This is a genomic window from Vibrio sp. Vb1729, assembly GCF_033338655.1.
In the GTDB taxonomy this organism is placed as follows: Bacteria; Pseudomonadota; Gammaproteobacteria; order Enterobacterales; family Vibrionaceae; genus Vibrio; species Vibrio alginolyticus.
In genome coordinates this window covers 29,980-42,185 of sequence record NZ_JAWOTB010000001.1, presented here as the reverse complement: position 1 = coordinate 42,185, position 12,206 = coordinate 29,980, and the positions used below count along the sequence as shown (strand labels likewise).

9 protein-coding genes are annotated in these 12,206 nt (G+C 40.7%); 3 read left to right on the top strand and 6 right to left on the bottom strand.

Features of this window, described 5'->3' with window-relative positions:
- The first annotated feature begins 194 nt into the window (after nucleotides 1–194).
- Entirely contained in the window at nucleotides 195–1,640 is a 1,446-nt protein-coding gene (locus R7E29_RS00180; protein ID WP_054576998.1) for a bifunctional NUDIX hydrolase/phosphatase PAP2 family protein, read from the top strand.
- Nucleotides 1,641–1,800: 160 nt separating this feature from the next.
- Here the strand turns inward: R7E29_RS00180 and R7E29_RS00175 are convergent, their stop codons facing one another.
- Complete coding sequence (locus tag R7E29_RS00175; protein WP_017821691.1) at nucleotides 1,801–2,610, bottom strand: Cof-type HAD-IIB family hydrolase; 810 nt, start codon at nucleotides 2,608–2,610, stop codon at nucleotides 1,801–1,803.
- A 216-nt stretch (nucleotides 2,611–2,826) separates the two neighbouring features.
- On the opposite strand from R7E29_RS00175, the gene queE reads away from it, so the two are divergent.
- A complete protein-coding gene (gene queE / locus R7E29_RS00170; protein ID WP_005377296.1) occupies nucleotides 2,827–3,477 on the top strand; it encodes a 7-carboxy-7-deazaguanine synthase QueE in 651 nt (216 codons plus the stop codon).
- A gap of 310 nt (nucleotides 3,478–3,787) precedes the next feature.
- Here queE and queC read toward each other — a convergent pair whose 3' ends face one another.
- The 3 genes from queC to eamB all read right to left on the bottom strand — a co-directional run bounded on the left by queC (nucleotide 3,788) and on the right by eamB (nucleotide 5,734).
- The gene (gene queC / locus R7E29_RS00165; protein ID WP_005377298.1) at nucleotides 3,788–4,444 is read right to left on the bottom strand and encodes a 7-cyano-7-deazaguanine synthase QueC; all 657 of its coding nucleotides are present in this window, start codon (nucleotides 4,442–4,444) and stop codon (nucleotides 3,788–3,790) included.
- 67 nt (nucleotides 4,445–4,511) lie between these two features.
- Nucleotides 4,512–4,850, bottom strand: a complete 339-nt coding sequence (locus R7E29_RS00160) for a helix-turn-helix domain-containing protein (RefSeq protein WP_005388200.1) — start codon at nucleotides 4,848–4,850, stop codon at nucleotides 4,512–4,514.
- A gap of 299 nt (nucleotides 4,851–5,149) precedes the next feature.
- On the bottom strand, nucleotides 5,150–5,734 hold the full coding sequence (gene eamB, locus R7E29_RS00155) for a cysteine/O-acetylserine transporter (RefSeq protein ID WP_005388201.1): 585 nt from the start codon (nucleotides 5,732–5,734) through the stop codon (nucleotides 5,150–5,152).
- 112 nt (nucleotides 5,735–5,846) lie between these two features.
- Between eamB and R7E29_RS00150 the strand changes: the two genes are divergently transcribed.
- Nucleotides 5,847–6,746, top strand: coding sequence for a LysR family transcriptional regulator (locus R7E29_RS00150; RefSeq protein ID WP_017821689.1), 900 nt, complete (start codon nucleotides 5,847–5,849; stop codon nucleotides 6,744–6,746).
- Between the two features lie 1,235 nt (nucleotides 6,747–7,981).
- Here R7E29_RS00150 and R7E29_RS00145 read toward each other — a convergent pair.
- Nucleotides 7,982–8,911 carry a LysR family transcriptional regulator gene (locus R7E29_RS00145; RefSeq protein ID WP_033906145.1) on the bottom strand — a complete coding sequence of 310 codons (930 nt, stop codon included), beginning with the start codon at nucleotides 8,909–8,911 and terminating at the stop codon, nucleotides 7,982–7,984.
- A gap of 145 nt (nucleotides 8,912–9,056) precedes the next feature.
- Nucleotides 9,057–12,197 carry an efflux RND transporter permease subunit gene (locus R7E29_RS00140; protein ID WP_054577000.1) on the bottom strand — a complete coding sequence of 1,047 codons (3,141 nt, stop codon included), beginning with the start codon at nucleotides 12,195–12,197 and terminating at the stop codon, nucleotides 9,057–9,059.
- Between the last annotated feature and the right edge of the window lie 9 nt (nucleotides 12,198–12,206).

Genomic DNA, 12,206 nt, shown 5'->3' with positions numbered 1-12,206 from the left:
ATTGCGATCAACATTTTATGTTTTGTCTGATTTTTGTCAGGTTTGCATTAAATTATTCTCCAGTGAGCGTTGAGATCAGGTTTTACGCGATCAACTCAGTTTGGCATAACTCGTTACTTAATTTTTGTCGAAAAAGATAAGATTAACTGCCATGATTCATTGGTTATCATTATGTTTATTTAAGGTCATATTTTGTGTTGAGACAGCTGTTATTACTCATCCTTTGTTTTATTTTGTTACCTGTTTCACCGATCTCTACGGCTAAAGCCACTGCGAGCGAAGTTAAAGGAGCGCTCTGTATTGTTCGCGCTGATGACAAGTTAGTGCTAGTTCATGAAGTATTAACGGATAAGATTTCTCTACCTGGCGGAACCATTATTGATGGTGAGTCTCCACAAGTTGCTGCTCAACGAGAAACGTGGGAAGAAACCGGTATAGTGGTTACGGTTGGAGAGGAGCTTGGCAGAACGGACACTGCGGTTTTTTACGACTGTATATCAGACTCTGACATTATCGCTTTTTCTATGAATAATTCTTTAGGTGGAAATGAACTGCCTATTTGGTTTGCCCCTCATTATGGAGTAGAAGTTGCGTCAGCGATGTTGCTTAGCCCATCTGAATTACCATCATCTTTATATCGTTATCCTGAGCAATGGCCACAAGCCACTCAGTTTTTTGATCAAGCTACCAAGCAATCAGTATCTTATGTGACTCAGTTGATCGAATCCGCGCCTTCATTTCGTCAGGTTGAATTGGCGTGGCTGATAGATTTACAGAGTTGGGTAGGGGCGTTGTCAGAAACGAGTTACGAGGTAGCTAGTCAGATCTCGAAACTCGTTATAGATCTGACAGAACCGACGGTACTACTCTTTCTATTTCCTTTTGCCATGATGCGCTTTGGTAGCCGGTTTGTGTACCGACTCTTTTTCGCAATTAGTGCAACGTCGCTTATGGTGCTTGTCGCTCAACAAGGTTTTTCGCTACCGCGCCCACATGTCTATATACCAATGATGGAGTTAACGCACAGCTTTGGCTTTAGTTTTCCTAGCTTGCCTATCGCTGTGTGGTTTTGTGTGCTGACGTTCTTGTTTCATAGAACCCAGTATTTTGGTTTGAATGGAACAACGGCAGTCTTCGTGTTCATCACTCTTACTGTGGTGTTAGGTAAGTTTTTCCTCGGCAGTGCCTTTATTTTAGATATGTTATTTGGCGCGCTGTTAGGCAGCTTGGTGGCTTGGCATGTTCTTCGACTGGAGACAAATCAAGATGTGAACGTTGATCAAGTTCTAAGCTCAAAAGGCGTCTGGTTCATTATGACTGCGGCAACATCGGTCATCTCCGTCATCTGGCCATTACCTGTGTTTGGTCGCTGGTTAGCAATTTTAATCACTGCATCAGCGTTGGCCATGACATTTAAAGAGTCGAAAGCACATTTAGATACTCGGCAGATGATCTTTGTGACGCTGGCATTGTTGCTTGTTGATCAACTCTATTTGTACTCGGCTAATATCGTATCGTTTAGCGGTTTGTGGTCATTAGTCTTGTCGACGTTACATTATCCATTATTAATGTTGTTATTTATGCTGCTTGCAAGGAAGCTGACTTGTGAAAACCAACCGAGCAAAACGTTGCTAGATTGATGGCTGTATTTGTTATCTATTAGTATTTGAGTAAAAACAAAGCCTTGCATTACAGCAAGGCTTTTACACGTTTAGTCCACGAACAACGCCGCTTGCCTATCTTGGACGGCTAGGGGTGTTAAACGTAAGAAGCTTAACGCAACAGACATGGCGGAAAGGGCTATGCATTGAGCACGAACTTTTCTATAGCTTTAGCGACACCGTGCTCATCATTACTTGCCGTAATGTAGTCAGCGATTTGCTTGGTTTCTTCCATTGCATTTGCCATCGCGATACCAAGGCCAGCGTATTTCAGCATGTGGTGGTCATTTTCTGCGTCACCCATACAGATAACTTCTTCCGGTTTAATTCCCAGATACTCGGCAATTGCGGCAACACCAATACCTTTGTTGCTCGCAGGGTTAAGAAACTCAAGGAAAAACGGAGCGCTTTGAACAACCGTAAACGCTTCGCGCATTTCAGCTGGCAGTGCTGCTATAACTTCTGTTAGTTTGCTTGGCTCTGCAACCATCATAGCTTTGATGATTGGATGATCGTCTTCTAGTGATTCGAAGTTCATCTCGGTGACATTTAAGCCATTTATCTTTGCTTCAATATCGGTGTAAGGGTTGTGTTCGTTGGTGATTAAACCATGAACTTGACTAAAAGCATGGACGTACGCACCTAGCTCTTCGGCTTTTCGCGCCACCAATTTTGCAGCTTTACCATCTATGATTTGCTGGTGGATGATGTCGTTTGTGCCTACGTTCTTGACCATCGAACCGTTGTAGTAAAGAACAAAATCTCGATCGGAATGGATATTCAGTTCGTCGAGCTTGTCTTGCATTCCTTCTAATGGGCGACCAGAAGCGAGAACGACAGTAACGCCTGCTTCTCGAGCTTTTGCGATCGCTTGTTTGTTTTCTTCAGAAATGGCTTTATCACTATTGAGTAGCGTGCCATCCATATCTAGTGCGATCAGTTTATACATCATTTCTTACCTTAAAGTTTTTTGGGAGCTGTCAGTGAATAAGGCTTGGTTTAACGTTAACCAGAAACCTATATTCATTACGCTATGAAACTACAAAATGGTCTATTTTAACAATTAATTTTTGGTTTAAATTGACCTAGACACGCGTGTCCATTATGGTCTTCGCCTCGAAATGTTATGAGTTGAGTGAGTTCTGCGTTGTATAAGCTAAATGAGATGTTTGAAACCATCCAAGGGGAAGGGGTTTTCACTGGAGTCCCTGCTGTTTTTGTTCGGCTTCAAGAGTGTCCGGTTGGTTGCTCATGGTGCGATACCAAACAAACGTGGTATGCAGATGAGAATGATCAACGTCAAATAGGCGATATTCTGGTGAAAACGGAAGACTCTCCGACGTGGTGTGTTGCATCTGCCGAGAACATCGTAGAGCAATATCAACAGCAAGGCTTTAATGCTAAGCATATCGTGATTACTGGTGGAGAGCCTTGTATTTATGATCTGCGCCCTTTAACAAAGGCGTTTGAAGATATGGGGTGCCAATGCCAAATTGAAACCAGTGGCACATCAGAAGTGATTACTTCAGAAAATACGTGGGTGACAGTGTCACCAAAAGTAGCTATGAAAGGTAAATTACCAGTGCTTAATAGCGCGTTAGAGCGGGCAAATGAGATTAAGCATCCAGTCGGCACCCAGAAAGACATCGACCACCTTGATGACCTTTTAGCAAATGCGAACGTAGCGGCTGAGACTATCATTGCACTACAACCAATTAGCCAGAAGCCTCGTGCTACGCAATTGTGTATTGATACGTGCATTGCCCGCAATTGGCGTTTGTCTGTTCAAACTCATAAATATTTGAGTATTGCTTAGACGAGAGACTCGTCATCATTCGAGGTAGCTTTTCTATCTAATCCCGGTTTCGCGAGTAATGCCGTTGGTAGCTTTGCTATCGAAACATTGTCGATATATCTAAGCAATTTATAGCGTTGTAAAAGCTAAGCAGTGTTGGCTGTTGTGGTGTAGTGCTATCTTTGGTTCGACAATCGTTTCGCATTTAATTGATGCCACCAATCTGGCGGCATCAAAATGAAGCTCTGTTGGCTGGAGTTTCACGCTGAGATAAAACGTTTAGAAGCTAACGCAAAAGGTTTTATCCCAGCGCTATTACCGCTAACAAAGACTATTTGCTCGCTAAGTATTCTTCTAAGCCGCTTTGTCGCAGTAGGCACGCTGGGCATTCACCACAGCCTTTACCAACGATTCCGTTGTAACATGTTAACGTATTGTTTTGGACAAACTCCAACATATTGTGCTTATCAGCTAGAGCCCAAGTCTCTGCTTTAGTAAGCCACATTAAAGGAGTCTTAATATTGAAGGCTTTATCCATACCTAAATTGCAAGAGAGATTTAGAGAGCGAATAAAGTTGTCTCGGCAGTCAGGGTAACCACTAAAGTCTGTTTCGCAAACTCCCGTAATGATGTCTTGAATACCAAGCTGGTAAGCATGGATACATGCGTAAGTAAGAAAGAGGATGTTTCTCCCTGGAACGAATGTATTGGGTACGTTAGCGTCGCTTAAGTCATTAGATACCGGAATGTTGTCTCTTGTCAGCGAGCTTATCGCTAACTCATTAATTGATTTTACATCCAGGACTTTGTGGCTTTTGATGTTAAGTTGCTTACCTAATTCGATAGCGATATCTATTTCATCTGAATGACGCTGGCCATAATCAAACGTTATAGCATGAACCTCATCATATGTATTTAATGCATCGATTAAGCAGGTCGTAGAGTCCTGCCCACCGGAAAAAACCACAAGTGCTTTTGTTGTAGCCATGTTGAACCCTTAGTTATGCTCTTTGATTCTTTGGTATTGATACGTATTCTTAGGCGTTTAATCCCAATTACGTACTCGACTTCGTGGCGATTGCGTCCGCAATCAACTGGGCTGTGCTCTCAAGCACTCTTTGCTTGTCATCATTTGACAGCTTGTGGAGATTCACAGCAAGTTCAGCGGTGATTTCATCTTCACAAAAGAAATAGTTTAGAGGCACGTTTAGCTCATCTGCGATAAGTTTGAGCGTTTTTACGTCGGGAGTATGGCGCTCCCTTTCGTATTGATTCATCCTTGCACTTGCAGAACTATCATCCATGCCGATACGGATGCCCAGTGCTTTTTGGGACAGATTCGCTTGTTTACGCGCATGCTTAAGGCGGGCTGGGAGTGGGTTATTAAACAACACTTAAAGTTCACACTAAGGACTAGGATGACTAAGATTATCTTAGTTTTTCTGATTTGTGTATACTAAGTAATGCTTAGTTATTGCCGAGGTCGCCAAGGCCGTGTCTGTATAACTAAAAAAGATTTCGTATCTTTAGGTTGATTAAGTGACGTTGAATCTACTTCTTCAAAAACTGCCGTATGAAGGAGCGAGTAAGGGCACGAGAAACCGCAGCTATTTGTAGAGCAGAATTTGCTCTTCACATAAACGTAGTCGTCTAAGTTGAAGAGCAATATTGTTCTTGATGATCAACTATATACTTAAGTAAATAACTGTGTCGCACAATAGATCAGAGCTGCTGCTAAGCTCATATTTATGACTTTGCCATATCTCTGGAATTGCGATTGAAGTAGCTTTCCTGCAACGGCCCAAACTACGTTGCTAAGGAGTGCGATCAAAGCAAGAATGAGGCTAGTCGCTAAGATCCAGTAGATATTCTGAGTGTGGGGCAGTACGAACGTAGAAATAGAGGTAATTCCATAAAGAATGATTTTCACATTAACGAACTGCAAACCGAAACCTGTTAAGAAACTGATACCTTTAGAATTATCCGATGAAGTTTTGATCTCACTCGTAGCAAGCCCCCAAGCCAACCAAACAATATAAGCTGCTCCAATCCATGTTAGCCAAGGTGTAATCACGGGCAAGAGGCTGATCATGTTATACGTGAAAGCGCCACAAAGTAGCATCAAAACAACATAGCCACAAAACATCCCCGAAATCACTTTTGTTGAGCGTTTTAGTCCATATTGCGTCGCGATGCTGAGCGATAAAATGTTGTTTGGCCCTGGTGTAATTGAAGTAATGATTACGTAAGTAAAAAATGCGGTGTAGATGGCGGTCATCTCTATCTCTCCTGTTTTTACTGCACTATACTTCGCTACAATTGATTAAAAAATTGAATAAATTAAAACTTAGACTTTTAATTTATTGAACTGTTGGTTGTGGAGTCTAGTCATGAATCTAAAACGCTTTCTTACTTTTAAAGCTATTGTTGAAGAAGGATCGTTTCTAAAAGCGTCACAGAAGCTTTATTGCACGCAATCAACCGTCACCTTTCAAATCAAGCAGTTGGAACAAGATCTGTCTTTGCAGCTGTTCGAAAAAATAGGGCGTAAGATGGTTTTGACTCAAGCAGGAGAAAAGATACTGCCTTACGTCTATGAACTGGCGCGAGTGATGGAAAATATTGAGGGAACAGCACAGCAAGAAAACTCGGAGCCGACCGGTGAATTGAAAGTGCTGGTTGCTGAGACTCAACTTGCTTATAAGATGGCTAATGTTTTAAAAGAGTTCAGGATCAGAGCGCCCAATGTCCGACTCTCTCTGCAATCACAAAATTGCTATCAGATTCGAGATGAGTTGATAGCGGATAAAGCTGATTTAGGTGTGTTTTATCGAGTAGGTAATGACGATACGCTCAAGGTCCACGAGTTTGAGCAGGAGCCACTGGTATTGGTTGCTTCACCGCTTTTAAAAGGGCTAGATTTAAAGAAGAGAGAGCAACATATTGATTTAGGGTTTATAAGCAATGGCCCTAAGTGCCTTTTTCGACAGATGTTTGAGAGCATTATTCAAGAGCGTGATATTAGCATCGACAACATGATCGAACTTAGCAGTATTAATACGATCAAAAATTGCGTTGAGAGTAATATTGGTATCTCTTACTTACCTCGTTTTACGGTTGAAAAAGAGTTGCAAGAGGGCAGTTTACAAGAGCTTGAGTTCACCGAATTTTCACAGATGATCAAGCCACTCTGCGCTTATCATGCTGGGAAGTGTGTGACGCCGGCGATGGAAGTCTTTATTGATTGTATGCGTAACGAGTATGAACGGTTTTCTACTCAGAGTCGGTGATCTTTAATATGTTCTATCTGACATAGTTTCGTTTTTACTCCTTTTTATTTTTTAAGTGACCACTTCTAATTTATTGATTTTTTTTTGCTTTGTTGTGAATCCGACTGTTGTGGGATGATAAATGGGATCTGATGTGAAGAGCTATTTATTGACGGAAAGAGATAAGATATCAAAACGACGGCGTGTGGTAACTAGATTAGATAAGGTTACATAATTAACAGTGTAATAAATGCCATTCTTTATGGATTATTTTCAACGAGACTTAATTGTTGCGGTTCGTTATTATTAACTCGTTAACGCATCCATTGCTAGGAAGTTAACTTACGCATATTGTTTTTTTCATCATTTGCAGCAAATTATATTTGCTGCTTTTTTTTAACCAAAAAAAGTTCAAAGCTTGAACTACAAGCTCTGAACTTTTGTTTATACTTAGTGGTTTTCTACTTTAATAAGTAAAACACCGTTTAAAAGTATCGCGTAACCTAGTAACTCTAAGCTTTCTTCGACCAAGTTTTTCACGTCTCTATTATATGAGTTCCCCATAAACTCGACCCAAAAATCACCATACCCTGCAAAGCGTGAGAATAAGAAAACAATGAAAAAGCCAATCGTTAATGTCGTGAAGCTAGAATGAGAAATGAAAAGTTTGACCTCATTTTTTATGTTAACTATGTTATTAAAACAAAAATAACAGACCGAGACTATTATAATCCAAGCAGGGTACTTCCATGAACCGTGAGAGAAATACTGCTCTATGTGGTAGTCCATTTCTCTAACGAATATAACCATAAAAAATGAAGACATTATTACTAATATGTGTTTGAGTTCAAGATGTTCCTTAGATTTATACAAACACATTAACGATGAAAAAAGCACAAATGCTATTTGAGTCATTTCTATAAGAGAGTTCTCCGATGTGCTTTTGTCCATTTTTACGCTAAAATAAATCGTTGCTAACGTATAAATAACCAAAAAAATAAGATAAGATATTTTATATACTAACAAACTAGTGACCGAGGTGTGTTTTTCTTTAATATACATCGTAACTTGTATAGGTGATGGATTTGTTAGTATTATAAATCAAGAATTTTTTATATTTAGTGAATTAAGCGCCATTTAGAATGGAACTTAATTCACCTAACATTAAACTTCGATGAATATTAAGCATTCCTGGTTTAACTTATTGATTTTATTTGATTTTTTATTTTATGTTAATTTTGGTTAAATAGAATTACCTAGCTTTTATTGAAATGCTTTTCCCATATTGGTGGTATGCCAATTTCTTCTTGAACGATATCAATGAATGCCCTAACCAACGGTGATTGCTGACGGTGTGAGTACATGGCATAAATATCACCAAAATCTTGAGTTTCATATTCTGGTAAAAGTTGAACTAAATTAGAAGACTCTAGGTTGTTAGGGAGCATAAATTGACCTATAAGTGCTGCGCCCAGACCTGACTTTACGCTTTCAATTATTAGCTCAGCTTCATTTACCATGTATGACCCTGATATTGGGTATGTATCTAAACCATCTGATTTTGCTTTGTCGTAGAATTTAAGTTTATCGACAATAAAATTACCATTTGAATAAATAATAAAAGGTAGCTTAACTAACTCATCAGGCGTTTCTGGGTTACCATGTTTTTCAATTAAATTTCGAGAAGCAATGATTGCAGTCGTATTTTTTGCTAATTTTCTTGCTACCATTGATGAATCCCTCATAGGTCCGATTCGAAAAGCAATATCAAAATTACTTCTAATCACGTCTACATGAAGATCATCTAGCATTAGTTCAACACTTGCTTTTGGGTACTTATGTAAAAATTTCTCTATCGAAGGTTGTAGATAGAGTTTTCCAAATAATGTTGAGCTTGAAATTCGTACTTTCCCTGAAGGCTCAGTCTGAAAATTCTCCGCTATTTGTTGAGTATCATCAAGGAGTTGAGATATTTGGTCTGCTTTTTCTACTATTTGCTGGCCGACTTGTGTTAATGAAAGAGAGCGAGTCGTTCTGTTTAATAGCCTAACGCCTAAGTGCTCTTCTAACTGCTTGATGTGTTTAGACAAAACAGAGCGGTCGATATTCATCCCATCTGCTGCTTTTGCAAAAGATCCAGCTTTAGAGACTTCTAAAAGCAGGTGTAGTTTATTTGCTAAATCCACAATGTTTATCCAAGTTAGATATTAGCGTATTAGTTTCATGTATAACTACTGCTCTGTCTAGAAATTATTAATATACTTAATAACCAAAAGAAAAGGGAGCAATAGCTCCCTTTAGTATGAATTTAAATGAGTATTTATATTATGGTTATAGTGTTTGACGTTTTTTGTTTCGACTCACTAACATGTAAAAAACAGGTGTGAGTAGTAATCCAAATACCGTTACGCCTACCATACCCGAGAATACGGCAATACCCATTGCTTGTCGCATTTCCGCTCCGGCCCCTGTACCAATCATTAATGGAATAACACCAGCGGTAAATGCAATTGATGTCATTAGAATCGGTCGAAGACGTAAACGACATGCTTCCAAAATCGCTGATAAGGTATCTTGGCCATTGTCTTTAAGTTCTTTAGCGAACTCCACCATCAAGATGGCATTTTTACACGCTAGAGCCACAAGGACAATCAAAGCAATTTGTGTGAATATATTGTTGTCACCACCAATGAACCAAACACCTGCTAGTGCAGAAAAAATGGTCATAGGAACGATCAAAATGATAGCGAATGGTAGTTTTAAACTCTCGTACTGCGAAGCTAGCACCATGAAAACTAACAAAACAACAAGTGGGAATATATACACCATCGTGTTACCAGCCAAAATCTGCTGGTAGGTTACATCAGTCCATTCATAAACCATTCCCTCTGCTAGGTTTTGATCCAGTACTTCCTCAATAGCAGTTTGGGCTTGGTCAGAACTGTAACCAAAAGCAGGACTGCCGTTTAGTTCTGCACTAGGGTAGCCGTTATAGTGCATCACGCGGTCAGGCCCAATCGTGGGTATGATCTCCAGTACAGCGCCGAGAGGAACCATTTGTCCGGCAGCATTTCTTACTTTGTAGTTAAGTATTTGGTCAGGTTCGAGACGATAGTTCATGTCTGCCTGGGCATTCACTTTGTATGTTCTACCAAACATATTGAAGTCATTGACGTATAATGATCCTAAATAAACTTGAAGCGCATCAAAAACCTGCTCTAGAGGAACACCTTGCAGCATCGCTTGTTCACGATCTATTTGGATGTCCATCTGCGGCACTTGTATACGAAATGTGGAATATAATCCCATCAGCTCGGGTCTTGTTGATGCCTCACTTATTACCAAGTTCAATTGCTTGAAGAGCTCATCAAACCCCTTGTTCGCACGGTCTTCGATTTGAAGTTTAAAGCCGCCAGTAGAGCCAAGTCCTTGGATTGGTGGTGGTGGAAAAATCGCAACGAAGGCTTCATCAATGATTGAAAAGCTCTTATTCAAAGATGCAACAATCGCATTTGCTCCGAGAGTTGGATCATTTCGTTTATCGAAGTCCTCAAGCGTAACAAAAACGATGCCACTATTCGGACTGTTAGTAAAACCATTGACCGATAAGCCTGGGAAAGAAATGGTTTGTGCTACGCCAGGTGTTGCCAGCGCGAGGTTTTCCATTTCTTTAATAACGGACTCTGTTCTATCTAAACTTGCTGCATCTGGAAGTTGGGCGATCGCAACTAAATACTGCTTATCTTGTTGAGGAATGAATCCTCCAGGAACCGCTTTGAATAGAGAAACCGTTCCCCCGAGTAACGCAATGTATACCACCACAACAACAAGGCTAAAACGAATCAGCTTCTTGACCAGAGCTTGATATTGGTTCGAGCTATACTCAAAAATTCTATTGAATGGCGCAAAAACATACTTACCAAAAACCGCATCCAAGAGTTTGGTTAGCCGATCGGGTTTTGCGTTCTTATCTTGTAATAGCAGTGCTGATAAAGCAGGCGATAACGTCAACGAGTTAATTGCTGAAATAATCGTCGAGATCGTAATTGTTAGTGCGAACTGCTTATAAAACTGACCGGATAACCCTGTAATAAAGGTTGTCGGGATAAACACCGCACATAACACTAATGCAATTGCAATAATTGGCCCGGTAACTTCGGTCATTGCTTGTTTCGTTGCTTCTAGTGGTGCAAGACCATTATGGATGTTCCGTTCCACGTTTTCGACGACGACAATGGCGTCATCGACGACGATGCCTATGGCGAGAACAAGTCCAAACAACGAAAGTGTGTTAATCGATACTCCGAGCATTTGCATTACAGCGAACGTACCGATTAATGAAACAGGCACCGCAATGATAGGGATGATAGACGCGCGCCATGTTTGCAAAAACAGAATAACTACGACAACAACAAGTACAATTGCCTCTAGCAGAGTATGAACCACCGCGTCTATCGAACCACGAACAAAGACGGTCGGGTCGTAGGCTATTTCATATGAAACTCCAGCTGGAAAGGCTGTTTGTAAACGGTCCATGGTTGAACGAACCTGATTAGATAGCTCAATAGCATTAGCACCAGGGCGCTGGAATACGGGCATCGCCACCGCTGGTTTACCATTTAACAAGGCGCGCAGTGCATAAGAGTTTTGACCTAGCTCTACGCGTGCAACGTCTTTAAGACGTGTCAAAGCCCCTGTTTCGTCAACTTTTACTACAATGTCGTTGAATTCATCAATATTCTCCAAGCGGCCTTTTACGTTCAACAAAACTTGGAATTGGTTTTCATTAGCGGCTGGTTGCGCACCTAATGAGCCTGCTGCCACCTGTTGGTTTTGAGATCGGACGGCGGAGACAACGTCCATTACGGTTAGATTTCTAGAAGCGAGCTCATCTGGATTTAACCACAAGCGCATTGAGTACTCGTCACCACCGAAAAGGCGCACATCACCAACGCCTCCGAGCCGAGCTATCTCATCTTTCAAGTTTAAATTAGCGTAGTTAGCTAAATAACTGACTTCACGGCTAGAATCTGGAGAATATATATGCACAACCATGGTGAGATCAGGAGAGGCTTTTTCGGCAACAACTCCTAACCGTTGGACGGCTTCTGGTAATCGGGGCAAAGCTGTAGTGACGCGATTTTGAATTTGAACCTGAGCTTTGTCCAAGTCCGTACCTAAAGCAAAGGTTACGGTCAATGTCATTCTGCCGTCACTGGTTGCCTGCGAAAACATATATAACATGTTTTCTGTACCATTAATTTCTTGCTCCAGAGGCGTAGCAACTGTTTCTGCAATTACTTTTGGGTTCGCACCAGGATAGTTTGCTGTAACTACCACTGTAGGAGGGACAACCTCTGGATATTCACTCACAGGCAACTGTAAAAGTGAAATTGCGCCTACTATTAATATCAATAGCGATAACATAGAGGCAAATATGGGTCTTTGAATAAAAAAGTGTGCAAATTTCATTCGGTTGTC